Consider the following 24781-nt stretch of genomic DNA (forward strand, 5'->3'; position numbering starts at 1 on the left):
GTACCACATCTATATCCGATTATTCCAATGTGCATAATTCTCGATGCGTCATTTCTTAATTCATAACCATTTCATGGTATAATGAACTTAATAATACATGTAAATATCAACGTGAAAAAGGAAGTGATGTGTTTGACCGCACCGATTTTGAGTACTGATATTTTGATTTTATTATTCGGTCTGCTACTTGTCGCCGGCGTGTTGGCCACTCGCGTATCGACGCGTTTCGGCTTACCTGCCCTGATTTTGTTTATGGGCATCGGCATGCTGATGGGCAGCGATATTACTGGGCTGATTTTCTTCGATGACACCAACCTCGCTCAAATGATTGGGGTCGCGGCCCTCGTCGTCATCTTGTTCGAAGGTGGCTTACAGACGAAATGGTCGTCAATCCGGAGCGTGCTCGCCCCGTCCGCTTCACTCGCCACGATTGGCGTGCTGTTGACGACCGGGCTCATCGCTGTGGCCGTTCGTTTCGTATTTGGCTTCGACTGGGTGGAATCTTTCCTATTTGGCGCCATTATCGGCTCTACTGACGCGGCTGCTGTTTTCGCCGCCTTCAAAGGAAAGAATATCTCACCGAAAGTTGGTTCGACACTCGAAGCCGAGTCCGGCACGAATGACCCGATGGCGATGTTCTTGACGATTCTCGCCCTCGACTTCATGTTAAAACCCGACACGACGATTTGGGACGGTATTTGGATGTTCATCCTGCAAATCATTGTCGGCGCGTTCGTCGGTTACATGCTCGGAAACTTGTCCCGACTCATGCTCAACCATTTGCGTCTCGAGTCGAGTGGTCTGCACGCCGTCCTCATGATTTCGATGGCCTTTATGACGTATGGGGTCGCTGCTTACTTTGCCGGTAGCGGACTACTTGCCGTCTATCTCGCCGCGATGATTGTTGGGAATGCGCACACGGCCCATGAAGTGACAATCGTTCAATTCTCTAAGGCTTTGGCCTGGATCATGCAAATCATCATGTTCGTCATCCTCGGTCTGCTTGTCTTCCCGAGACAGTTGCTTGACCCCGAGCTCATCTGGAAAGGGTTATTGATTTCATTCATCCTGATGTTCATCGCCCGGCCGATTGCCGTCTATTTATCGACAATTAAGATGCAGTTTACCCACAAAGAAAAACTGTTTATCTCGTGGGCCGGACTGAAAGGCGCCGTGCCGATTGTCCTCGCTACGTTCCCGCTCATCGCAGGCATCGACAACGCCCAATTGATTTTCAACGCCGTCTTCTTCGTCGTCGTGACGAGTGCCTTGATTCAAGGAACGACATTAACACCGCTCGCGGCGAAACTCGATTTGCTCGGACCGGATAAAATTCGATCGCCCTATACGATCGCACTCGTCTCGAGCAAGCAATCGCAACATCAGCTCGTCCCTTACGTGGCGACCGAAGAATCATCAATGATTGGAAAAACGCTCGCCGATATCACCTTGCCACCGAACACGGTCGTGAATGCAATCGTCCGTCAAGACTATCTCATCCCGCCGACGGGCCAGACAAAAATCGAGCCAGGCGACTTGTTATACGTCCTCGCCTCGACGTATCGCCATGACCAACTCGATCGCAAGTTCGGGGAAGACGGGTTAGAGCGCGTCGAATTGTGATCCTCTTTTCTTCATCGAACTGTCACGTCGATTACGTTTATCCTTAGCTAAAAACGGACAGAGTAAAAGTGACAACACTTCTACTCTGTCCGTTTTTTGAAGGGGGAATTTGTATGTTCGATTTGACGCCATTCCGGAAGAATGAGCTCGAGCGATTGCGCAAAGATTTGTTCGGCGACGTCTTTGATCGGATGAATCAACTGTTCGATCCGAAAGACGGCGCGACGTCGTTCCTCGACTCGTTCAAACTCGACGTCCGGGACCAGGACGGCCAATACGTCATCGAGGCCGAGATGCCAGGTATCAAAAAAGATAACATTCACATCCGCTACGACAAAGACTATCTCATCCTCTCGGTCGACCAACGTGAAGAGAGGGAAGAAGACAAAGACTACGTCTATCGGGAACGCCGCGTCACATCGATGCAACGTTCACTCTATCTACCGAACGTGAAAGAAGATGCCATCAAAGCGAAACTGTCAGACGGCGTGCTCCACTTGACCGTACCGAAAGCCGATGACGGCTCGAGCACCCGCACCATTGAAATCGAAGAATAAATAAGGATCGTGCCGAGGCACGACCCTTATTTTTTTGCGTTGACCGTCCGCGCCGATGCAATCAACGTGGCCACGTCCTGTTCACGTCCCGCATGGAGCGCCTCGACGATGAAACTACCGACGACGACCCCGTCACAGGCTGACCCGAGCGTCCGGACCTGATCGGTGCGATGGACACCAAAACCGGCGAGCACCGGTACGGGTGAACGTGCCGTCAACGAACGCAAGTGCTCGAGTAACTCATCCGGGAACACGTCCGTCTTCCCGGTCGTCCCTTTGAGCGTCACCGCATAGACGAATCCTTCCGCCTGATCCAGAATCGTGTCGATGCGGGTCTGACTGCTCGTCAACGTGACGAGCGGTACGACCGCGACTCCGTGACGATCGATGCCAGCGAACAAATCGAGGCTCTCTTCAAACGGCAAATCGGGAATGATGACGCCGCTGACCCCAGACGCTGCCGCCCGCTCGAAGAAACACTCGACCCCGAACCGGAACACCGGATTCAAGTACGTCATCAAGACGATCGGCACCGAAAAACGACCCGTTCCTTCTATTAAACGGTCCAACACGTCCGTCAACGTCACACCTTGTTCGAGGGCGCGCATTCCAGCCGCCTCGATGATGGGACCGTCTGCCACCGGATCCGAGAATGGAATTCCGAGTTCGATGGCCGTCGCTCCCATCGCTTCTAGCCGTTCAATCGTCGGAATCAAGTGATCGAGTCCGCCGTCCCCGGCCATGATGTACGGGACGAACGCCGTCCCTTCACTCCGCTGTCGAATCGCTTCATCTAATCTCATCATTGAGTCACCCTTTCTCGAATCGTATGAACATCCTTATCCCCGCGACCAGATAGACAGATGACGAGCACGTCGTCCTCGTCCATCGTTTGGGCGAGCGTTTCCGCATAAGCGAGCGCATGCGATGACTCAAGTGCCGGAATAATCCCTTCTTGGCGGCTGAGCGACATGCAGGCTGCGAGTGCGTCCTCGTCCGTGACCGCCGCGTAGCGGACCCGTTCGATATCTTTCAAGAAGCTGTGTTCTGGTCCGACACCCGGATAGTCGAGTCCGGCCGAAATCGAGTGTGCTTCCTGGATTTGCCCGGCTGCGTCCTGGAGCACATACATGAGCGACCCGTGAAGCACCCCGACCTCGCCCTTCGTGAGCGTTGCCGCATGCTTGTCCGTGTCGACACCGCTCCCTGCTGCCTCGACACCGTATAAGGCGACTGTTTCGTCATTCAAGAACGGATAGAACATGCCCATCGCATTGCTACCGCCGCCTACACAGGCAACGACCGCGTCAGGGAGACGCCCTGTCTTCTCGAGCACTTGACGACGTGTCTCTGTCCCGATAACGCTTTGGAAATCGCGGACCATCGTCGGGAACGGGTGCGGTCCGAGCACCGACCCCATCACGTAATGCGTGTCATCGACATGTTTGACCCAGTAACGGAGCGCCTCGTTGACGGCATCTTTTAACGTTCGACTCCCCGACTTAACGGGAACGACTTTCGCACCGAGTAACTCCATTCGAAATACGTTCAATTCTTGACGTTCGACGTCGACCTCACCCATGAAAATCGTACATTCGAGATTGAGCAGCGCACATACCGTCGCCGTAGCGACCCCGTGCTGTCCGGCGCCTGTTTCGGCGACGACTTTTTGTTTGCCCATTCGTTTGGCGAGGAGCGCCTGGCCGATCGTGTTGTTGATTTTGTGGGCACCGGTATGGTTCAAATCTTCTCGTTTTAAATAGACATTCGTCCCGAGGCGGCGGCTCATGTTCTCCGCATAATAGAGTGGCGTTTCTCGACCGACGTATTCGCTGAGGAGATCGTTGAAGCGTTCCTGGAATTCAGGGTCTTGTTTCGCTTCCTCGTAAGCCACTTCGAGCTCTTCGACTGCTTGCATGAGCGTCTCAGGGATATATTTTCCGCCATATGGTCCAAACTTTCCGTTCACTGGTTGTGTATACATTGTGTTTCCTCCTTGGCGCGTCGGATGAACGCGCGAATCTTATCGTGATCTTTCTGTCCATTCGTCTCCACACCACTTGAGACATCGACGCCGTCCGGTCGCATGGCGCGAATCGCCGCACCGACATTGTCGACATTCAATCCACCGGCGAGCCAAAACGTCTGCTCCGGCCGTTCAAGCGTCGCCCAATCGAGCGCCTGCCCACTGCCCGGTGTCGGTGCGTCGAGAAGAATGACGTCGGCCTCCGACTCGTGATCCGCTTCGATGATCGGGAGACCGAACTGACGGAACGTTTCAAGCGGCCGTGTCCGGCGGTGTAATTGGATATCGGTCAACCCGCAAGCGACGGCAGCTTCGACCTCTTTGATTGTTGGATCGAGAAATACGCCGACGACTCGGACATCTTCCGGGATGAACCCCCGAAGCCGTTGCGCCGTCGCGATGTCGATTTGGCGCGAACTGTTCGCAAAGACGAATCCGATAGCGTCCGCTCCGGCCTCGATCGCCGTCGCGACACTCGCTTCCGTCGTCAATCCACATATTTTAACGAACATGATGTCAACTCCTCAATCAAGGCTGTCGGGTCGTCCTGTCGCATGAGCGCCTCCCCGACGAGAATCGCTCGGGCCCCGGCCGTCTGTAACCGACGGGCCGCCTCGCCTGTGCTGACGCCGCTCTCGCTGACGAACGCGACATCTGGATACTTCGTCATCAAGTCGACCGACGTGTCGAGCGAGACCTCGAACGTCTTCAAGTTTCGATTGTTGATGCCAATCAACACATCGCCCAGTTCGAGCGCCGTCTGGAGCTCGGCCTCATCATGAACTTCGACAAGCACGTCGAGGCCGATGGACCGCGCATACTGTTTTAACGTATGAAGCCGGCTCGGATGGAGCGCAGCAACAATCAATAGTGCCGCACTCGCTCCAGCTTCCTTCGCCCGGTCGAGCTGTCGTTCATCGATGATAAAGTCTTTGCAGAGGACTGGGATCTCAACAGCGGCCGCGACATCACGCAAGTCGTTGAACGAACCGTTGAAGTAGGTCGTATCCGTCAAAACGGAAATCATTGTCGCCCCTGCCTGTTCATACGTGCGGGCCCGGCTCACGACGTCCACTTCTTGGCGAATCACTCCTTTTGACGGGGAGGACCGCTTAATTTCGGCGATGACATGAAAGCCGTCCTTCATTAAAAGCGTTAATGAGATGGCTGTCGTCCGCGTCACCTCGATGTCCTCCATCTGATTAACCTCTTCAATTTTCGTTCCGATGATTTTCGTCAAGTAGCTCATGCGCCAACCTCCGTTCGTTGTAATTGTTTGAGCACGCGGATGGCGTGCCCTTCATCAATGCTTGCCGTTGCCACCGCGACACCTTCACGAAGCGTCTGGACCGTCCCATATGTGCAGAGGGCGAGCGCGGCGTTCAATAAGACGACGTCTCGCGCCGGTCCCTGCTCTCCGTTCAAGACGGCCAGGAGCGTCGCCGCATTCTCAGCTGGTGTCCCGCCTTGCAAGGCCGACAGCGGAGCTCGCATCAATCCGACGTCGCGCGGGTCGACGGTGTAACGGGCCACTTTGTCGCCGTTGAAGAACAAGACGTCATTTCTTCCAGCGAGACTCGCTTCATCCAGCCCGCCCGCCCCATGGACGACCATTCCGCGCTCGACGCCGAGGTGGCGCATCGCCGTCGCCATCTTCTCGATGAGCGATGGATGGTACACGCCGATCAATTGCCGCTTCGGCTTGAGCGGGTTCGTCAACGGGCCGATTTGATTGAAGATGGTCGCCGTTGCGAGTCGTTTCCGGACCGGCATGACGTGTTTCATGACCGGATGGATGTGTTGGGCGAACAAGAAACTCAAGTTCGTCCGCTCAAGGTCGGCGAGCATCGCCTCATGACTTTGGACGATCGGGATATTCAATGACTCGAGGACGTCGGCACTGCCTGACCGGCTCGACACGCTGCGATTCCCATGTTTGGCGACCGGGATATCTAATCCCGCCAAGACGAATGCGACCGTCGAGCTGATGTTGAACGTGTTCGCCCCGTCACCGCCTGTGCCACAGACGTCGAGCACAGGAAGCGCCGTCTCGGGGAACGTTGCCGCCTCACGAATATAGTCAGCGAGTCCGGCCATCTCCTCAGCCGTCTCACCGCGCGCTTTCATGGCGAGTAACACCTCGGCGATTTGCGCTTCATCGGCTTGGAACAGCTCGGCCGCTGCCAGTTTCATTTCATTCGTCGTCAATGGGTTCGTCAATAGTCGTGTTAACATGTCCGTTCCTCCTCAAGCATTTTGGGTATAAAAAAACTCCATACGACGTCTGTCGTATGGAGGACGGTATGGACCGCGGTGCCACCTCTCGTTGGATCGATTGATCCCACTTTCCGATGCTATCACATCGTATCCCGATAACGGAGGAAACCGTCATGACCTACTTGATTCAGCCATGCTCTCATGAGCCCATTCACGTGATGGCCTCGGCCGGGATCCCACCACCCCCGGCTCTCTGAACGAGACTTGTTCACGCTACTCTTCTCAATCACTGATTTATGATGTGTTGAAACGAAAAAGGGTTACCCGCCCGACTCATAGCTTGCGCTATGAGAAGGACGAGTAACCCCGTGGTGCCACCTTCGTTGGTTCCGTAGAACCCACTTCACGGACAAACATCCGCTTTCCCATGGTAACGGTGGGTGACCCGCTAAAGCCTACTAAAAGTTTCGGTTTAGAGCTCGGAAGTCCATTCGCGACGTCCCGCATACTGATTCACACCAACCATCAGCTCTCTGTCATACGGGGACCGTCGTTACTTCTCTTCGTCGACGCCTTTATTCGTTTCAATTAAGTTAACTCGTACTATACAGGTCGAGAAACCTCCTGTCAAACAAAAGCATGTAAAAAAACTTTGCTTCTATAGGTGCGGCCGAATCGATACCGTCTTTTGCGATTTCGCGAGTTGACACTTGATTTTTTTGTCTGCTATAGTCGTCCCCAACAACACTTCACTCAACTAAAGGAGAATTGACTTTGGAAACTAGCAAATTAAAACGTGAACTGTCCACGCGGCAGTTGACGATGATTTCGCTCGGTAGCGCCATCGGGACGGGCCTCTTCCTCGGAAGCGGGCTCGCTATCCAAACGGCAGGACCGAGTGTGCTCGTCAGTTACGCCATCGGAGCCTTCATCGTCCTGTTATTGATGGGCTGTCTCGCTGAGATGACCGTCGCCCATCCGACCTCGGGCTCGTTCGGCACAATCGCCGAACGCTATGTCCATCCGCTCGCCGGCTTTTTGGTCCGCTACTCGTACTGGGTCGCCAACGTCCTCGCCATCGGCGTCGAAGTGAGCGCAATCGCCATCTATATGCGGTACTGGTTCCCCGACGTGAACGGATTCGTCTGGGTCGCCGTATTCGGCGGGTTGCTCATCTACGTCAACGCCCGGCACGTCCATACGTTCGGGACGACCGAATACTGGTTATCGTTCATCAAAGTGACGGCCATCATTCTGTTTATCGTCCTCGGTGCCGCCACGCTGTTCGGTCAACCCGGTTCACCAATCGAATCGATCACGACCGGCGATGAAGGTTTCTTCGCCTTCGGGTTTTACGGGATGTGGGTGACGATTTTCATCTCGCTCTTCAGTTTCCTCGGGACCGAGCTCGTCGCCGTCACGGCCGGCGAAGCGAAAGACCCGGACCGCGCCGTACCGAAAGCGTTGCGCGCGACTGTGTTCCGTCTGACGTTCTTTTATCTCATCACGATTGGGATCATGCTCATGCTCATCCCATGGCAGCAAGCCGGCATCGATCAAAGCCCGTTCGTTCTCGTCATGCAACAGTTCGACGTGCCTGGCGCTGCTGGCATTTTGAACTTCGTCATCTTAATCGCTGCCTTGTCGGCGATGAATGCACAGCTCTATGCGTCAACGCGAATGATGTATTCCCTCGCCGAGGCCGGTGATGCTCCGCGCATCTTTAAAAAAGTCAGCACTAGCGGGATTCCAATGCCCGCTTTGCTCGTCTCAACAGGCGGGATTATTCTCGCGGCATTGCTTCAAGTGTTCATGGAAACATCGTATCCATTCTTGATGGGCATCTCGATGTTCGGAGCCATCTTCACATGGTTCATGGTATTCGTCTCCCACTTGTTCTTCCGTAAGAAGTGGACAGGACGCAAATTACCGGTCCGCATGATCGGTTACCCGTTCTTGCCGTTACTCGGTGCCGGACTATTGCTCAGCCTCATGATCACAACATGGTTCACCGACTTCAATATTCTGCTCAAGTTCGGGATTCCATGGTTGGTCGGATTGACCGTCATCTATCTCGTCCGTGAGCGGTTCCGCAAAGCAAAAGATCAATCAGACGACATCGAGCAAGCCAACTGAAACAAGCGCCTGTCCGCAACGGATAGGCGCTTGTTTTTAGTTTTGCTGGAACACAAAGCGAGGACCTGTCACGATTGACGGGTCCTCGTTGAATATCAGAAGAACTGACGTGGGTTGACTGTGCTTCCCGCGCTCGTTCCTGAATATGAATAGCTTCCTTGGTGAATCTCGAAGTGAAGGTGCGGGCCTGAAGAGTTACCCGTGTTGCCGAGTCCACCGATGTTCGACCCTTGCGTCACGCGTTGACCGGCGCTTACTGAGACCGAGTTCATGTGTGCATAGACCGTCGTCCAGACTTGTCCGTTGATGACGTGGGCGATCATGACGTGATTCCCATATGCGCCACCCCAGCCTGCACGGATGACCGTTCCCGTTGCCGAGGCACGGATTGGTGTTCCGACAGGTCCAGCGATATCGACGCCGTTATGGAACGAGTAGCCGAATTGACCGCTTGCCGGTCCCCATCCTTGTGAGAAACGTCCCGTTGTCGGTTGAATGAACATTGCGCCCGATGGTGCCGGTGCCGATGTGGTCGGTGCCGTCGGAGCTGGTTTAGGCGCTGGTGCCGGCGCCGGCTTTGGTGCTGGCGCAGCCGGTTTCGGTGCCGGTGTGCTATTTTGTGTCGTCTGGTTTGAAGATGAAGACGACTGGGTATTATTGTTATTGTTCTGCTGTTTTTGAGCTGCTGCTCGTTCTGCCTCGGCTTTAGCCGCTGCCGCTCTTGCTTCTTCTGCTTGACGGGCCGCTGCTGCTGCTTGCGCCGCTTCTGCTTGGCGAGCTTCTTCAGCTTTACGCGCTGCTTCTTGACGAGCCGCCTCTTCAGCACGACGACGCGCTTCTTCTTCCTCACGACGTTGCGCTTCAATCTCAGCCGCAATCGCTTCTTCTTGCGCGATTAACGTCGCTTCGATTTCTTGAAGGTCGAAGATTTGCGATTCGAATTTGATATTCTTGTCCTCGAGCTCTTTGATGCGAGCTTCGCGCTGTTTCATCTTCTTCTCGAGTTGAGCCTGACGTACTTCTAGCGCTTTTTGTTGCTTCAAGAGCGATATGCGTTCTTCTTTAAGTGATGCTTGCGCTTCTTGTAACGATTGACGCGTCGCTTCATAGTCTTCAAACAACTCTTGGTCGCTTCGTTGAATCGTTCCGGCCGTGATCATCCGTGTGATCAAGTCCGAGAAGTTTTTCGAACCGAAGATGAACTCAGCCCAATTGATTGAGCCGCCGCCATTCGTTTGCATCGTGGCCATACGCTCTTTCATCATTGCTTCTTGAGCCTTCATCTTCTTCTCATAGCCTTTAATGTCAGCTTCGAGGTCTTCAATTTTCAACTCAGTACGCTTGATTTCTTGGCGTTTCGCTGCGACATCATTGATGATGTCTTGAAGTTGGGCATCCATCTTGTTGACTTCAGCTTGAACTTTCGAGATTTCATTTTTATTTTGCTTAATTTTCGAAGACGTATTCGATTGGTTCTGTTTGACGTTATTCCGTTGCTCTTGCACTTTCTTCTGCTGCTCTTGTTTCTCCTTGATTGACGTCGAGGCATCAGCCACCGAGTGCGTCCCAAGAAGAAGCGCGCTAAGCGTGAGTGTCGAGACGGTGCGTTTCCAATTGATCAATGGGGACATCCTTTCTATTGACGGGGTTAGGGTTCACGTACTATTTAAAGGTCAGTCGTTTTGCTATGTAACAAAAACGATTAATTTTTTAGTTTCAACACGACTAATTATATCGAAGTGTCGAATGTTTTCCTGTTAAAGTTATATTTCACTTTTATTACGACGAAGGGGGGGGAAACCTTATACGGCTCCCCACCCCTTTATATTTCAACATTTTTTCACTTTTCTTTTCTCGAAACATAGTTGTAATAATAGATGAAAATAGGAAATTATTGACCTTATATTAAAAAAGTATAATCCAGGTATTTTTCTAAGTCTAACCATTTCCAAAAAACGTAAAAAGGGCCTGTTTAGTCTCTCGCTCCAGGCGAAAAAGGCTAAACGGGCCAATTGTTCGTTGGTGTGGAGACAAGGGGTCTCACACTCCGAATGATACAGGAGGACTGTTAATCAGGCGTTAACGTTTGATTACAGTTTGAGCGCGCCAATGATAACGAACACCCAGGCCGCGATAAACAAGACGCCGCCAATCGGTGTGACCGCTCCGAGCTTCGTGATTCCGGTCAGCGCCATCACGTAAAGGCTCCCCGAGAAGAAGATGATTCCGGCGAACATGAGCCAGCCTGCCGTGCTGAACTGGCTGATGCTCACTTTCATCAAGACGCTCGCCAAGGCGATAATCCCGATGGCATGAATCATATGGTAGAGCACGCCTGTCTGCCAGTTCGCGAGCATGTTCGGTGTCAGACGTTCTTTCAAGGCGTGGGCCCCGAACGCACCGAACGCGACGCCGAGTGCCATCAAGGCAGCGCCGATGATCAGCAATACTTTCATACTAGTTTCCCCCTTATCGCACTTTGCGTGCAGGTAAATTCCACTTTCGATAGTAGGATATCACTCGAAGCGTCGCCACGACAATTAATAGCGCATACACCGCAAGCCCACCTTCGAGCCGGAAATAATACGTGACGACCGCGATGATGATGGCCCAAATCGCATATACTTCCGATTGTAAGACGAGCGGCTTACGGCCGGCCAACAAATCACGGACAACACCCCCGCCGACACCTGTCAAGACGGCAGCCGCAATCGCTGCCGATAATGGTAAATCGAGCTTGATGGCGACTTGTGCGCCTTGAAACGAAAAGGCGACAAGCCCAATCGCATCGACGATGACACCCCAGCGTTCCCAATGGGGCAAAACGACGCTCGGCAGCAGGAAGATGAGCAATGCGACAAGAAAACAAAGGATGAAGAGATCATTTTGTTGCCAAATCAAGCTGACGGGGTTGCCGAGCAAGACGTTTCGGATTGCTCCGCCGCCGAAGGCTGTCGTAAAGGCGAGCAACCATACCCCAAAAATATCATATTTCTCGTCCATCGCGATGATGGCGCCGCTCGCCGCGAACGCGATCGTCCCGACGACGTTGAGTAATTCCCACTCCATAAACATCCCTTGCCCTTTCTTGAAAGCATTCTGTGGTAAAGTTAAGATACAAAAAATCAGACCAGTCGAGCGACTGCTTGTAAAGGATGTCGGTACTTTATGAAACGAATCGCCTTGTTCCGCATATGGATTATCGTCACAATGTTCGCCCGATTCATCATTAAAATTTATGCCTTCTCACGCAAACAGCAGCAAGGTCTCGCGTCGACCGAAGAATACGAGACACTCATGTTGAATCTCGCCCGCGAGTATAAGCGAAACGCGCTCCGACTCGAGGGGCTGCTAATCAAGCTTGGCCAATTCTTATCGATTCGAGCCGACTTGTTGCCCCCATCCGTTTTAAATGAATTGTCGGAGCTCGTCGACCGTGTCCCGACTTCAGGCTGGGACAAATCCCGCGCCATCTTGGAAGCAGAATGGGGCGTCCCTTACACACAGGTCGTGAAAGACGTCGGCATCGATGCCGTCGCCTCCGCTTCGATTGGGGAAGTATACGGCGCGACCCTGCTTGAGACAGGGAAGCGTGTCGCTCTGAAAATCCAGCGTCCGGACATTGAAAAAATCATTCGGACCGACTTTAAAGCGATGCGAATCGTCACGACGATGCTCAAGCGGACCTCGCTGGCAAAATCGACCGACTTAGATAGCTTATATCGCCAAATGATTTTTGTCATCGGGGATGAATTAAATTTCCAAACCGAATTAAAAAATGCCCTTTATTTCAAAGCGAAGTACGCCGAAAATCCGGACGTCTACATACCGGACTATTATGATCATCTCTGTTCGAACCGGGTGTTGACGATGGATTGGGTCGATGCGCGTCGCATCACCGACCTCGCCTTCTTGAAAGAGAATAACATCGATCGCTCCGCCCTGGCCGAACGCTTATTCACGATGGCGGCCGAGCAACTGTTGTTCGGCGGGAAATTCCACGCCGACCCACACCCGGGTAACGTGCAGATCCGGGCCGATGGCACGATCATCCTGCTCGACTTCGGAATGGTCGGCTCGACGACACCACAAGATATGGCGACCATTCGTAAAATCCTGCAGGCGTTCATCTCGCTCGACTATGACGGGGTCGTCGACGGTCTCGAAGACTTGCGCTTCTTGTTGCCGACGGCGAACAAGCACAATATCCGCCAGGCACTCGAGAAAGCGGTCACGTTCTATTTAGAGACCGATATCGACACGGTCGACACGAAATTGATTGAAAAAGTGTTGCAAGACATCCAGTTGCTCGTCAAGAACGAGCCGATTCAATTGCCAGCCGAGTTCGCGTTCTTCGGTCGAGCCGCCTCGACCTTGCTCGGGATTTTACAAATCCTTGATTCAAAAATCGATTTGTTTACGCTCGGTAAACCGATTGTCATTCAATGGCTCGAGACCGACGGCACGACAATTCAAAACCGTTACGTCATGACGGCGCTCAACTACGGCAAGAAGTTGCTGAACGTCCCGCCGCTCCTCGATAACTATTTGAAAGAGCCGACCCGGAAGCGCCTGTCCGAACAAGCGATGTTCCAACGTGAGCTCGAGTCGAAAGAATTGCTCCATCGTCAAACGTTCAACGCTGGCTTGATTATTCTCGGCCTTGTCGTCGGGCTATTCGGCTATCTCCGACCGGATGAGTGGCTGTTCTGGTCAGGTGGCGTCGTCTCGGTCATCGCTTATTTCAACTCAAGACGCCTCGGTCGAAAGATTCGTCATTTGGCCCGCCAAGATTTCCGCGTCTGAACCCGTCACTCCTTGGAGTGGCGGTTTTTTTCTGGAGCCACGTCCCGATATAGGCGGCGACTTGCTGCAAATCCCGGTCGGTCGTCCATCCCATCGTCGCGACTTGGAGACAGTTCGCGCGCCGCAAATAAACGCTTTCGAACTGGACTTGATAGCCGTGGAACGCCAATTGATATCCTAGCTCAATCGAGGACAGTGTGTCTGGCAGCGTGAGCGAAAAAATGCCCGGCGCTTGGTAGTCCCCGAGTTCAACCGATACACCGCGGCGCACCAGTTCATGTACGAACGCATCAAGTTTGGATTGATGGGTCGCAATCTCCGCGTCCGTCAGTTCGCGCAAGGCGACGTCCATCGCTTGAATGAGCGGGACCGATTGCGTGAAGGCGATTGGGTCATAGCCTGCCAAGTCCAAATAACGAGGAATCGACGGGTTCGGGACAGCTCGTTCTCGCATGGCGACAAACGCCAATCCAGGAGCATTCCGGAGCGCTTTGCCCGAGACGAACGTCACCAGATGCGCGAACGAATAGTCGGTCACTTTCGTCCCGACCACACTGATGGCATCAATTGCAATCTTCATCGGATGTGTTTGTGCATACTGACGCAACTGGTCCAAATCGACCAGCTTCCCCGTCGACGTCTCGCAATGGACCGTCCAAATCCAATCTGGTGCATGTTGTCCGATTCGCTTTAAGTCGAGACGACGCCCAGCCGAAAGCGGGACGACATCAAATTCAAGACCAGCCCGATTGGCATGGTCAATCAGCCGCCGTCCGAACTCCCCTGTGTCGATGATCACGCCACGTCCGCGCAACTGGGCGGCGACGGCATCGTTCGCAATCGTCCCGCTCCCGAGCAATGTGTAAACATGGGGCAACTTGACGAGATGGCTCAGCCTCGACTGGACCGAATGGAGCAAACGGCTGGCCTCGGCCGACCGATGTGATATCGGCTGAGCGGCAAGCGCAGCGCGCACTTGATTCGACAGTTCGACGGGCCCGGCGAGGAGTAGCTTTGGCCGCAACGTTCGCGCGGTCTCTGACTGCATGAACCCAGAGCGCGTCAACTGCATCGGCACGTATAATGCCTCCGCCGTCCCGACCGGTTCTGCGAACGGGATAAACCCGAACCGTCGATATAGCTTCTGTTCGCGTACGGTTCCGCTGATGACAATCCCTTCCACACCCCGGTCTGTCGCTTCCATGAGCATCGCTCGCATAAGTCCGGCAAACGTCCTCGTGTTCCGATAGGCGGGCGTCACGGCCAATAGCCGGACTTCAATCCACTCTCCCGGTGGCAGCGTCACACCTTTTTGTTCAAGTGAAAACGGGTGCTCGTCCCGGATGGCACACATGGCAACGAGCTGCCCGTCCGCCAACCCAATCCAATATGTATTCGTGTCATGAAAGCGGTCGACGAGAAATCGGTCCGCGTTTGGATGGTGCTGCGGGATTTCCTCGACGAACGTCTCATAGTTCAGTCGGTGAATCGCCGAAGCATCCTCCGGCGTTGCTCTTCGAAATTCAATCACGTTGTTTCCCCCTTATGTGGTGATACACGATGAGTAGCATCGTCAAACCGGCCAATCCGACATCTGTTGCGTCCCCCCAGGCCGCGAGCGGTAGGAGCACGAGCATGACGAGCCCCGTCTCGCGCGAGTTACGCGTCACTTTGATGAGAAGCAACAACAGCAGAAGTCCCACGATAAACCATAGCGGGCTGTACGCTAATATAATTCCAGAAAATACGGCGTACCCCTTCCCCCCGGAACGAATATGCCAAATCGGATAAATGTGGCCGAGCGTCAAGGCGAGTCCGGTCTCAAAAAAGTACGGACCGCTGATTGACAACACGAGTACCGTCTTCAAGACGTCGAATCCGTAAACGAACAAAAAGGCTCGCTTCCCGCCAATCCGTAACGCATTGCGGGCACCGGTGTTCCCCGATCCGGTCGTAGCCAGATGTTGACCACTCCACATGCTGTACAAGCGCCCGCCCAGAATACTGCCGACGACATAACCTACGATGATGATCCACATGGCGACCCTCCTCTTTGTAAAATTGTGTATGATTTTTGAAAACGGGTACTTTTACAATGTGACCTAGACGAAAGGGGAAATCAAGATGCGAGTGGAGAACAATTTCATCAATGGAGAATGGATTGATACATCGGACACGATCGAGGTGCGCAACCCCGCCACCGGAAACATCATGGCCACGGTGACAAAGAGTGACACCGCCGAGGCGAAACAGGCTGTCGATGCCGCGCACGATGCCTTGAAGGACTGGCAAGAGAAGACCGCCGAAGAACGCGGCGCTCTCCTGCTCGAATGGAACCGCCTGATTGATGAACATACGGAAGCCATCGCTCGGACGATGGTCGAAGAACAAGGCAAGCCGTTACAAGAAGCCATCGGCGAAGTCCGCTATGCGAATGGCTTCATCGAGTGGTACGCCGCCGAAGGAAGACGCGTGTACGGCGAGACCATCCCGGCCTCGTCGAACAAGAAGCGAATCTTCGCCATCAAGCAACCGGTCGGCGTCGTCGCCGCCATCACGCCATGGAATTTTCCGGCGGCGATGATCACCCGGAAGCTCGCACCGGCTCTGGCTGCAGGCTGCACCGTCGTCCTGAAACCGGCCTCCGCGACGCCGCTGACGGCCATTGAACTCGTCAAACTGGCCGAGAAAGCCGGTTTCCCCCCCGGTGTCATCAATCTCGTCACCGGGAAAGCCTCTGACATCGTGAACACGTGGCAACACGATCCCCGTGTCCGCAAATTGACGTTCACCGGTTCGACCGAGGTCGGCAAGACGCTCATGCGCGGTGCCGCCGATACGATGAAGAAAATCTCGCTCGAGCTCGGTGGTCACGCCCCGCTCATCGTCACAGCGCAGGCAGACCTCGACAAGGCCGTGCCTCAAGCCGTCGCGACGAAATTCCGTAACGGCGGACAGACGTGCGTCTGTGCCAACCGGATTTATGTCGAGCAATCCATCGTCGATGCGTTCTCTGAAAAATTCATTGAGGCCGTCGCGGCGCTCGAAGTCGGGAACGGACTCGACGAAGGGACGGATATCGGCCCGCTCATCGACGAGGCCGCGGTCGAGAAAGTGATGAAGCACTTGGAAGACGCCCAAATCCGGGGCGGGGAAATTACGGGTGGCGAACAGCTAGACGGATTGTTCGTCCGGCCGGCCGTCGTCCGCTATGCGAATGAGGATATGCTATGCATGAACGAGGAGACGTTCGGCCCCGTCGCACCGATTGCGTCGTTCGATACGCTCGAGGAAGTAATTGAGCGGGCGAATGCGACCCCGTTCGGTCTCGCCGCTTATGTCTTCACGCAAGACATCAACGAGGCCCTCTATTTGGCCGAAGCGCTCGAATACGGCATCGTCGGCGTCAATGACGGTCTCCCGTCGACACCGCAAGCACCGTTCGGCGGGTGGAAGCAGAGCGGTCTCGGCCGTGAAGGTGGTCACCATGGCATCGAAGAATTTTTGGAAATCAAATATATCTCGCTTGGACTTTAAAAAAATTCCGGTTGAACATCGCGTTCAACCGGAATTTTTTTATGATTCGATATACGTAATCAAGTCGTTCGGCGTCGCAATCACATGATCCGCGAGCGCCCATTCATCCTCGTTTCCAAACCCAAATCCAGTCAAGACGACCGGGAAGTCATGGGCCCGAGCCGCTTCGACATCCGATTTCCGGTCCCCGACCATCACATAGTCGTTCTCGCCGTGACGGAGGCGATGCGCCGTCAAAATGTCGGCTTTTTTCTCACCACTTACGGATTCGAGGCATTCTGGCGCCGTCATGAACTGGCGAATATTTTGCGAGTCGAGAATCAAGTTCAAATAATGGACACCGCAGTTGCTCGCGGTCGTCAACGTGTGCCCTTTTTTATGAAGCGCCTCGAGCATCTCATAGATGCCGTCGAACAAGACGAGCTGTCCTTCCATCGCCCGCTCGAGCGTCTCATGCCGCAACTTGCGAATTTGGCGAATCTCTTCAATCGTCGCTTCCGGGATGACATGTTCCCAAAATGCGTTGCCGGCCAACCCGTAACCGGAACGGACCGCATCCTCACTCGGTTTCGGTAAATGTGGAAGTTGCTCCAACGCCTCGTGAATCGCTTGCGTCATCGGTCCGGTCGTGTCGACGAGCGTCCCATCGATATCAAATAAAATGACTGCCATTGTCTGGTCCCCTCTCTCTTTCCTATGTTCCTACCGTAGCAGAATCCCCTGAAAACCGAAAGCGGAAACGTCACTAGGCATAAAGTCTGGTGCTTACAAGTGGTCCCATCTTTTTTTACAGATTCTAAAAAAAAGGGAAATGGAACATTTACATTTGTTTTTTATAGTGAGGACTGTAGTGATTACATATGCAGGAGGCAGACAAATGAGCAAACAAAAATGGATGATTGGGACGCTCGCTTTCGGCTTAACGGTCGGCGCGGTCGTTGGCGGAAGCGGGATTCAACCAGAAGCTGGCGCGAACGCCAAACATAACCAGAAGCAAGTGAAAAATGTGATTTTTATGATTCCGGACGGATACTCCGCATCTTACGCCACCAACTATCGATGGTATGCGGACGAGGAAGAGACTACACTCGATCAACATTTGACCGGGATGATGCGGACGTATTCCGCGAACTCGAAAGTGACCGATTCGGCAGCCGCCGGGACAGCGATGGCGACCGGCGTGAAGACGAACAACGGCACAATCAGCATGGACCCGAACGGCAAGGAACTGACGTCAGTGCTCGAAAAAGCGAATCAGATTGGAAAAGCGACCGGACTCGTAGCCACGTCGACCATCACCCATGCGACGCCGGCCGTTTTCGCCTCACACGTCGCGTCGCGCGCGAGCGAGGCCGAGATCGCCAAACAATATATGGATGAGCTCGAGGTGGACGTCTTGCTCGGTGGCGGTCAAAACTATTTCACTACTGAACAAGACGGCGGCTTGCAAAAAGAAGATTTGATTGCTCGAGCGGAGGCAGCTGGGTATACGTATGCAACGAATGCAGACGAGCTTGAAACTGCGAACGCTTCGAAGTTGCTCGGTCTGTTCGCACCAGAGGCGATGGCACCAGAACTCGACCGTGAGATGACCGAGGAGCCGAGCCTTGCCGAGATGACCACGGCCGCTTTGACATCCCTTAACCAAGACAAAGATGGCTTCTTCCTAATGGTTGAGGGCAGTCAAATCGATTGGGCCGGTCACGCCCACGATGCCGCTTGGGCGATGAAAGATTCTGAAGCGTTCCATGACGCTTTCCAGAAAGCCATCCAATTCGCCATGAAGGACAAACAGACACTTGTCGTCGTCGCAGGCGATCACGATACGGGAGGCATGTCGGTCGGCGGTTATAATGAGTACGTGGCCAAACCAGAAGTGCTTCGTTCGGTCACGGCGACGGGCGATTTTATGGTCGATTCGTTTGATGAGTCGCTGACGAATGTTCGGGACGTCGTCGAACGATATACGTCACTCACGCTGACGGAAGCAGAAGTGAAGGCAATCCAAGCGGCCGAATCGCCAAGACGCACGCTCGTACTGAATGAAATCATTAGCAAACGCGCTTACGTTGGTTGGACGACGTCACAACACACGGGTGTGGACGTCCCACTGTATGCCTATGGTCCTCAGCACGACCGCTTCACTGGCGTTCTGGATAACACTGACGTGCCGAAGCAAATTATGCAGGCCCTCAAACTGAAATGATGTGGATGCGTATCAAAAAAACAGCTCTAGTTGAACATATTGTTCGGCTAGAGCTGTTCTCATTATCCACGCCAGAAATTCATACCACCTTTGACCGAATAGACGTCCGTATAACCTGCGCTCTTCAACATGGCGGCGGCTCGTTGGCTTCGCATCCCGCTCTGACAGATGACATAGACCGGACGGGCTTGATCTTTTGGATACTGGGCACTCGCATTGCCGAAGCCAGAGAGTGGCACGTTCTTCGCTTGCTTGATATGCCCACCTCGGTATTCGTGCGGTTCTCGGACATCGAGCAATTGAATGTTCCGCTCTTCGGCAATCTTTCGTTTCAACTCATCCGTCGAGACTGTTTTCGTGCCGTTCCGCTTCGTCCACCAAAAATAAATCAATCCGATCACTACTGCAACAAACAAGAAGTCAAGCATAGTCACGCCTCCGTTAGGTATATTTTAGTCAACCCCATTATACCCCCTACGGTATATAAGTCAACGCGAACGCCTCACAAAAAAAGCTGTGCCACGGGGCACAGCTTAAAAGTCGAGCAATGAATCAGTTTTCGGTTTGTCCTCTTCTTCAAGCGGAATTCCAAGGAACGCCGCCATCTGACGATCGAGCGGCGGCTTCGACTCGACCGGTTGGGCCACGGGAACCACTGCTTGTTGCGTCGGAGCCGAATCGGCGAGCAGTAGCTCGCAATACCCCATCAGCTTGGCCAAATGGCGCTTCTGGGCCTCTCCGCTCGACTGTTCGATTTGTGTCATCACTTGCTTCATCTGCAAGATGACCTGTTGTTCCGTAATCATCTATCGCACACATCCTTTACCGTTCCATTCTGAAGCAAACGAGGGGCTGGCCGCAAGTCCGATGCTCGTTCAGACGTGAGTCTCCGAGCGCGTCGTGAGCCATGTCTGGAACGCTTCAAAATCAAACCGGACTTGATTGGCGTAAAATTGGGACCAACGTGTGATTTGACGGATAAACAGCGGGCGCGACACACCGATGGCCGCCGCGATGCGTTCACTCGCCTCATAATCGAGCACGTTCGCATCCGCATCCGCCCGGGCATGAATCTTGGCGGTGATTTCCGCCTGCACTTTCAACGTCTCGATGAGCGATTCCTCATTCTTGATGTGCTTCGCTTTCACTTTTCGCTTATACGGTGACCGTTGACGGACGTAGTATTCATTCCCATCAATCGTCAAGTAGCCGAGATACGGGTCACGACTGTGCACCATGGCACGCTGAGCCGCGATGACACGGGCCCCTTGATGGGACAGCCCGTCCTCAAACAATGGATGCGTCGGCAAGAAGAGAGACGGGACGGCCGATTGGGCTTGTTTCATTTCAAGGATGATATCCTCGTCATGCTCCTCGTCCGCGCCTTCAATCAAAATATAATATCGTTCGAGTCCAATCGAAGCGGTGCCACTCTCACGTTTAATGGCGATATCTTTAATCTTGTAATGGTCGGCGTGATGGCGATGTTTCTCCGATAACGACGACAAATAGTCCGGCCATGCCTGCTTGATTTGCTTCGCCGTCTTCGGACTGACCGGCACGAGGTCGTCACTCGTCGCAAAGTAGCGCTCCTCGTCCCGCACTTCCGTCCGCTCGGCCATGAACGCGTCTTTCTTCTTCTCGACCTTTTTAATCACTTTCTTGATCGCTTTGCACGTGTTCGCTTTCGTGAACTGGACATCTTCGTCTTTCCCGTTCGCGTAACGCTCAATCGCACGTGCATACGTGTCAGCATATGTCTCGATGGCCCGAGTCGCATCAAAACCTGACTCGGCGGCAAACAAGTCAACTGAGATGGCCATGCGCAGGACGTCAAACAAATAAGAGCCGAGATACGCCTCATCAAAATCGTTCACATCGTAAATGATCGTCCCGGCGCCATCTTCGAACACACCGAAATTCTCAAAATGGAGATCTCCTTGAATGAACGTCGGATGGGACGCATCCGTATCAAACGCGAGCGGCACTTTCGCAAAGTCGTAATAGAACAAGTGCGAACTCCCACGGAAAAACGAGAACGGCGTCGCGCTCATCTTGTTATACTTCTCATCTCTGGCGGCTTCCGATAGATTCCGAATCGATTTGTCGTAGTAGTCCAATACGGTCGCGAGCGTCTCACGACGGATCTGTTGTTTGACGGATGTGAACATGGCCTTCTCTCCTTCACGCATCGAATAGGTGCTTGTACTCTCCATAACCTGCAGACTCGAGTTCTTCTTTTGGAATGAAACGGAGCGCTGCCGAGTTGATGCAGTAGCGCAAGCCACCGAGCTCTTTCGGACCGTCATCGAACAAGTGGCCGAGGTGGCTGTCGGCTCCCTTCGAACGGACCTCCGTCCGGACCATATGGTGCGTCGTGTCCATGTTCATGTCGATGCGCTTCTCTTCGATTGGACGCGCGAAGCTCGGCCAACCGCAATTCGATTGGAATTTATCGCGCGACGTGAAGAGCGGTGTCCCATCGATGACATCGACATACAGCCCTTCCCGCTCCTCATCCCAATATTCGTTTTGGAACGGAGGCTCGGTGCCGTTCTCTTGCGTGACTTTATATTGCATCGGCGTCAGACGATCTTTCAATTCTTTCTGAATCTTCTTGTCACTCCACGCCTCTTTCACGAACTTGGCCCGGCCAGAACCGACCCGGTACATCTCATAACGGAATGGGTTTTTCTTGTAATAGTCCTGATGGTAGTCTTCTGCTTCCCAGAACGTCTTCGCTGGGCGAATCTCCACTTCGATTGGTCGATCGAAGCGGCCTGAGTCTTCGATTTCTTGTTTGGAGCGTTCAGCCGCCGCACGCTGTTCTTCTGAATGATAGAAAATCGCCGGTCGATACGATTCACCCCGATCGTTAAACTGTCCGCCACCATCGGTCGGGTCGATTTGACGCCAATAGATGCGCAACAGTTCCTCGTACGAGATGACTTCCGGATCGAACGTGACCTCGATCGCCTCTAGGTGACCTGTCGTCTCTGAACAGACTTGTTGGTAGGTCGGGTTGTCGACATGTCCGCCCGTATAGCCGGAAATGACGCGCTCGACCCCCTCATATTTATGAAACGGTTTGACCATACACCAAAAACAGCCTCCCGCAAATGTAGCTTTTGTCATAATAAATCCCTCCTTACTATGTAGTGTACCCAAAAAATCTCACAGACAACAAAAAACGAGAACCCCGAACGTGTTCTCGTTAGTCTTCTTCGACCCGATTCATATGTCGCATCACTAAAAATAAGATGACGCCGACGATGGCCGCTCCGAGAGCAGTCAATGCCAGATTGCCTCGAGCCGATAATGTATAAAAGATGGCTAACCCGATCAAGATGAGCGCAATCGGAATGAAGGCTCGTTTGAAATGGTCCCAATACCGCACGGACAGTCCCCCTTTTTCTCTATCATACCAAACTTATTTGCTAAGATAGAGTGGAAGATGATGTTCCATTTCGAAGGAGGCACCTAATATGGAAGTTGAACGATTATGGGCCAATCGCCCGACACTGATGTGGGAAGACCGAATGAACGAGGGAGATGACGTGTATACCGTCGAGATCATCTTTGCCGTCGATGCCGCGCTTCGGCGGTACGTGACCGCCTTGACACAGGCAGACGGCACGGAAGCAAACGTGTTAGCGGCCGTCCGCGACGTCGTATTGCGTTTAAACGAAATTGACGAAGAACACGACCATTTCATCGAGACGGTCGAGCGTGAGGAATTGTACGACTTCATTCAAGCCGGTGCCATTTTAGCCGGTTATGAGACGACAGAAGACGTGACGGAAGAATGGCGAGAATGGTGAACACATTATCCCCATCCATCAAGCGTCAACCTGGTTGTAATGTGCTAAACTGAAACTAATTATTTCCATTTCACGTTAGGGGATGCGTTCATGCTCACAATCATCAACTCATTTTTTCTAAATCTGTGTATCCTATTCACGCTATTCACGATTTCGTTTCTCCCTTTCCGAAACCGTCCACGGCTCACACCGAAATCACCTTTAAAAAGCAGAATTCTGCTCGGCGTTCAAACCGGGCTCGTCGCCTTGATTTTACTAGCGAACGCACTGCCACTTGAAGGGATCCTAATTGATTTGCGCTCCATCCCAATCTCACTCGCCGTCCTGTTCGGTGGATGGGTCAGCGGAACGGTTGCCGCCGTTATCTTTTTGACTGCTCGTTTTTTGATGGTCACCGACGGGGCGTACATCGGCTTTTATCTGGCCGTTTTGAGCATGATTGGGCTCGTCCTTCCCATCAGTCTATTGCGCCTCAAACTCGATAATACCCGCAATACGCTACTCATTTTCACGACAATCAGTATCGCTGTTTTCGGTGCCGCCATCTATTACGCGTTACCGCTTCAATTGTTCTACCCTATCATTTTTGCCTACGTCGTGATGGCATACGGCGGTGCCTGTGCTTCTTACCGGTTGCTCCAAGAGTTGCGACGTCACTTTGAGAACGTCCAGCACCAGCAACAACTTGCTCGGACGGATGCATTGACCGGCATCGCCAACCGACGTCTATTGAATGAAGCCATGGCCAACCTGAACGTCGAGGCGAAAGAGTACGCGTTGATTCTCGTCGACATCGACCACTTTAAACGCGTGAACGACACGTACGGCCATGACGTCGGGGACGATGTATTGCGTGAGCTCGGCATGTTACTCGTCGCCGAGAGCGACGAACGGCATCTTGTCGGTCGTTTCGGCGGAGAAGAATTTTTAATCATCATGCCGAACGCCAATCGAGAGGACGTGACTCGCCTCGCCGAATCTATACGAGAAAAAGTCTCGACGTTCCCGTTCGAGACGAGCGCCGGGACGTTACATATCACGGTCTCGCTCGGCGCCTGCCATTCAAACGACATCGAAGTCGACAGCGTGTTGAAGCATGCCGACGAAGCGTTATACCACGCTAAGGAATCTGGTCGCAATCGCTTCATCTTGGCGTCGTAATCGGCGAATCGTTCGCTAAAGATTGCGGTTTTACGCAGTTTTCCCGCTTTACTTTCAACTAGTGAATCGGTACACTAGGCTAGACTTTGATTCGATGATTCTTACAGTTGATCATAGATTTGGACAGAAAAAGGGGAAACACATTTCATGACAGTATTGTTATCACTATTCGGTTTGATGTTTGTGGGATCGTTCATCCTCGACTATCAACGTGGCAAGACGTTCCGCCAGTCGCTCTTCGGGGGAGTCGACACGATGAAACGGAACTTACTGATCTTTTTACGCACGTCACTCTCAATGATGATTTTCATCGGCCCGCTCTTGCTCATCTCGATGTTTGCGTTCTCAGAGCTCGTCTCGTTCGAAACGGTCGCTGCGTTCATGATTTCCGTGCTTAGCATCGGTTTCGCGGAACGCATCATCGGGATGATCGTCGCTCCGCTCGTCCGGACGTTCTGGCATCAACGTGGCAAATTGATGCCACTCTATCTCGACGCTGGCCTCTACATCTTCTTGCTGTCGATTCTCATCCTCGAGTTCTTGATGAACATTCCAGGTGTTGAACTCGGCGCATCAGCCATCGCTGTATTTTATGCGTTCGCGCTCTTCTATATCCGCTATTTGTTCAGCTTGATTCGCTTCACGTTCCGCAAGGGCGTGCCATCAAGCTGACGATTGACCGCAACCCGAA

Annotated in this window: 25 protein-coding genes and 2 other annotated features; of the genes, 9 read left to right on the top strand and 16 right to left on the bottom strand. The window is 53.2% G+C overall.

Annotation, left to right across the window (positions count from 1 at the left end):
- Positions 1-126 precede the first annotated feature (126 nt).
- Both KNP82_RS08210 and KNP82_RS08215 read left to right on the top strand, forming a co-directional pair.
- The gene (locus tag KNP82_RS08210) at positions 127-1623 is read left to right on the top strand and encodes a potassium/proton antiporter (RefSeq protein WP_029594587.1); all 1497 of its coding nucleotides are present in this window, start codon (positions 127-129) and stop codon (positions 1621-1623) included.
- A gap of 113 nt (positions 1624-1736) precedes the next feature.
- A complete protein-coding gene (locus KNP82_RS08215) occupies positions 1737-2180 on the top strand; it encodes an Hsp20/alpha crystallin family protein (protein WP_021066003.1) in 444 nt (147 codons plus the stop codon).
- A 26-nt stretch (positions 2181-2206) separates the two neighbouring features.
- On the opposite strand, the gene trpA is transcribed toward KNP82_RS08215, so the two are convergent.
- The 5 genes from trpA to trpD are packed head-to-tail and all read right to left on the bottom strand — an operon-like array spanning position 2207 to position 6441.
- Complete coding sequence (trpA, locus tag KNP82_RS08220) at positions 2207-2983, bottom strand: tryptophan synthase subunit alpha (protein WP_029594586.1); 777 nt, start codon at positions 2981-2983, stop codon at positions 2207-2209.
- Positions 2983-4164 carry a tryptophan synthase subunit beta gene (gene trpB, locus KNP82_RS08225; protein WP_021066001.1) on the bottom strand — a complete coding sequence of 394 codons (1182 nt, stop codon included), beginning with the start codon at positions 4162-4164 and terminating at the stop codon, positions 2983-2985. Before trpB ends, trpA begins: the two co-directional genes overlap by 1 nt.
- Positions 4146-4718 carry a phosphoribosylanthranilate isomerase gene (locus KNP82_RS08230; RefSeq protein WP_029594585.1) on the bottom strand — a complete coding sequence of 191 codons (573 nt, stop codon included), beginning with the start codon at positions 4716-4718 and terminating at the stop codon, positions 4146-4148. The genes trpB and KNP82_RS08230 overlap by 19 nt, the downstream gene beginning before the upstream one ends.
- Positions 4694-5455 (bottom strand): indole-3-glycerol phosphate synthase TrpC, encoded by a 762-nt coding sequence (gene trpC / locus KNP82_RS08235; protein ID WP_029594584.1) that lies wholly within the window; start codon positions 5453-5455, stop codon positions 4694-4696. Before trpC ends, KNP82_RS08230 begins: the two co-directional genes overlap by 25 nt.
- The gene (gene trpD / locus KNP82_RS08240; RefSeq protein ID WP_029594583.1) at positions 5452-6441 is read right to left on the bottom strand and encodes an anthranilate phosphoribosyltransferase; all 990 of its coding nucleotides are present in this window, start codon (positions 6439-6441) and stop codon (positions 5452-5454) included. The genes trpC and trpD overlap by 4 nt, the downstream gene beginning before the upstream one ends.
- A gap of 56 nt (positions 6442-6497) precedes the next feature.
- Positions 6498-6722: a binding site (T-box leader), on the bottom strand.
- A gap of 50 nt (positions 6723-6772) precedes the next feature.
- Positions 6773-7002: a binding site (T-box leader), on the bottom strand.
- A gap of 189 nt (positions 7003-7191) precedes the next feature.
- Here trpD and KNP82_RS08245 point away from each other — a divergent pair.
- On the top strand, positions 7192-8559 hold the full coding sequence (locus KNP82_RS08245) for an amino acid permease (RefSeq protein ID WP_031199974.1): 1368 nt from the start codon (positions 7192-7194) through the stop codon (positions 8557-8559).
- A gap of 95 nt (positions 8560-8654) precedes the next feature.
- Here KNP82_RS08245 and KNP82_RS08250 read toward each other — a convergent pair whose 3' ends face one another.
- The 3 genes from KNP82_RS08250 to KNP82_RS08260 all read right to left on the bottom strand — a co-directional run bounded on the left by KNP82_RS08250 (position 8655) and on the right by KNP82_RS08260 (position 11634).
- Positions 8655-10190, bottom strand: a complete 1536-nt coding sequence (locus KNP82_RS08250; RefSeq protein WP_214827569.1) for a murein hydrolase activator EnvC family protein — start codon at positions 10188-10190, stop codon at positions 8655-8657.
- Between the two features lie 459 nt (positions 10191-10649).
- On the bottom strand, positions 10650-11015 hold the full coding sequence (locus KNP82_RS08255) for a DUF423 domain-containing protein (RefSeq protein ID WP_021065995.1): 366 nt from the start codon (positions 11013-11015) through the stop codon (positions 10650-10652).
- Positions 11016-11028: 13 nt separating this feature from the next.
- Entirely contained in the window at positions 11029-11634 is a 606-nt protein-coding gene (locus KNP82_RS08260) for a trimeric intracellular cation channel family protein (protein WP_021065994.1), read from the bottom strand.
- A 93-nt stretch (positions 11635-11727) separates the two neighbouring features.
- Here KNP82_RS08260 and KNP82_RS08265 point away from each other — a divergent pair, with 93 nt between their 5' ends.
- Complete coding sequence (locus KNP82_RS08265; RefSeq protein WP_214798611.1) at positions 11728-13365, top strand: ABC1 kinase family protein; 1638 nt, start codon at positions 11728-11730, stop codon at positions 13363-13365.
- Here KNP82_RS08265 and KNP82_RS08270 read toward each other — a convergent pair.
- Positions 13304-14896 (bottom strand): GNAT family N-acetyltransferase, encoded by a 1593-nt coding sequence (locus KNP82_RS08270; protein ID WP_214798609.1) that lies wholly within the window; start codon positions 14894-14896, stop codon positions 13304-13306. The two genes, KNP82_RS08265 and KNP82_RS08270, sit on opposite strands and share 62 nt — an antisense overlap.
- Positions 14889-15404 (bottom strand): glycerol-3-phosphate acyltransferase, encoded by a 516-nt coding sequence (locus KNP82_RS08275; RefSeq protein WP_214798607.1) that lies wholly within the window; start codon positions 15402-15404, stop codon positions 14889-14891. The genes KNP82_RS08270 and KNP82_RS08275 overlap by 8 nt, the downstream gene beginning before the upstream one ends.
- Positions 15405-15489: 85 nt before the next feature.
- Between KNP82_RS08275 and KNP82_RS08280 the strand changes: the two genes are divergently transcribed.
- Positions 15490-16902, top strand: a complete 1413-nt coding sequence (locus tag KNP82_RS08280; protein WP_214716372.1) for an NAD-dependent succinate-semialdehyde dehydrogenase — start codon at positions 15490-15492, stop codon at positions 16900-16902.
- 39 nt (positions 16903-16941) lie between these two features.
- Here the strand turns inward: KNP82_RS08280 and KNP82_RS08285 are convergent, their stop codons facing one another.
- Complete coding sequence (locus tag KNP82_RS08285; protein ID WP_021065989.1) at positions 16942-17574, bottom strand: HAD family hydrolase; 633 nt, start codon at positions 17572-17574, stop codon at positions 16942-16944.
- A gap of 205 nt (positions 17575-17779) precedes the next feature.
- Between KNP82_RS08285 and KNP82_RS08290 the strand changes: the two genes are divergently transcribed.
- Positions 17780-19108, top strand: coding sequence for an alkaline phosphatase (locus tag KNP82_RS08290; RefSeq protein ID WP_214756048.1), 1329 nt, complete (start codon positions 17780-17782; stop codon positions 19106-19108).
- Between the two features lie 62 nt (positions 19109-19170).
- Here the strand turns inward: KNP82_RS08290 and KNP82_RS08295 are convergent, their stop codons facing one another.
- From KNP82_RS08295 to KNP82_RS08315, 5 genes are all read right to left on the bottom strand, one after another.
- The gene (locus KNP82_RS08295) at positions 19171-19536 is read right to left on the bottom strand and encodes a rhodanese-like domain-containing protein (RefSeq protein ID WP_214756046.1); all 366 of its coding nucleotides are present in this window, start codon (positions 19534-19536) and stop codon (positions 19171-19173) included.
- 105 nt (positions 19537-19641) lie between these two features.
- On the bottom strand, positions 19642-19914 hold the full coding sequence (locus tag KNP82_RS08300; RefSeq protein ID WP_058764957.1) for a DUF5327 family protein: 273 nt from the start codon (positions 19912-19914) through the stop codon (positions 19642-19644).
- Positions 19915-19983: 69 nt separating this feature from the next.
- Positions 19984-21279 carry a DUF2252 domain-containing protein gene (locus tag KNP82_RS08305; protein ID WP_214756045.1) on the bottom strand — a complete coding sequence of 432 codons (1296 nt, stop codon included), beginning with the start codon at positions 21277-21279 and terminating at the stop codon, positions 19984-19986.
- Positions 21280-21292: 13 nt separating this feature from the next.
- On the bottom strand, positions 21293-22243 hold the full coding sequence (gene msrA, locus KNP82_RS08310; protein WP_214716380.1) for a peptide-methionine (S)-S-oxide reductase MsrA: 951 nt from the start codon (positions 22241-22243) through the stop codon (positions 21293-21295).
- 79 nt (positions 22244-22322) lie between these two features.
- Entirely contained in the window at positions 22323-22505 is a 183-nt protein-coding gene (locus KNP82_RS08315) for a hypothetical protein (RefSeq protein ID WP_214716382.1), read from the bottom strand.
- Positions 22506-22593: 88 nt separating this feature from the next.
- On the opposite strand from KNP82_RS08315, the gene KNP82_RS08320 reads away from it, so the two are divergent.
- The 3 genes from KNP82_RS08320 to KNP82_RS08330 all read left to right on the top strand — a co-directional run bounded on the left by KNP82_RS08320 (position 22594) and on the right by KNP82_RS08330 (position 24762).
- On the top strand, positions 22594-22929 hold the full coding sequence (locus tag KNP82_RS08320) for a hypothetical protein (protein ID WP_214716401.1): 336 nt from the start codon (positions 22594-22596) through the stop codon (positions 22927-22929).
- A 90-nt stretch (positions 22930-23019) separates the two neighbouring features.
- Positions 23020-24090, top strand: coding sequence for a diguanylate cyclase (locus tag KNP82_RS08325; RefSeq protein WP_214716391.1), 1071 nt, complete (start codon positions 23020-23022; stop codon positions 24088-24090).
- Positions 24091-24237: 147 nt separating this feature from the next.
- Positions 24238-24762, top strand: a complete 525-nt coding sequence (locus tag KNP82_RS08330) for a hypothetical protein (protein ID WP_058764968.1) — start codon at positions 24238-24240, stop codon at positions 24760-24762.
- Positions 24763-24781 lie beyond the last annotated feature (19 nt).

Origin of the sequence: Exiguobacterium sp. s26, assembly GCF_018618235.1 — a bacterium.
Taxonomy (GTDB): domain Bacteria; phylum Bacillota; class Bacilli; order Exiguobacteriales; family Exiguobacteriaceae; genus Exiguobacterium; species Exiguobacterium chiriqhucha.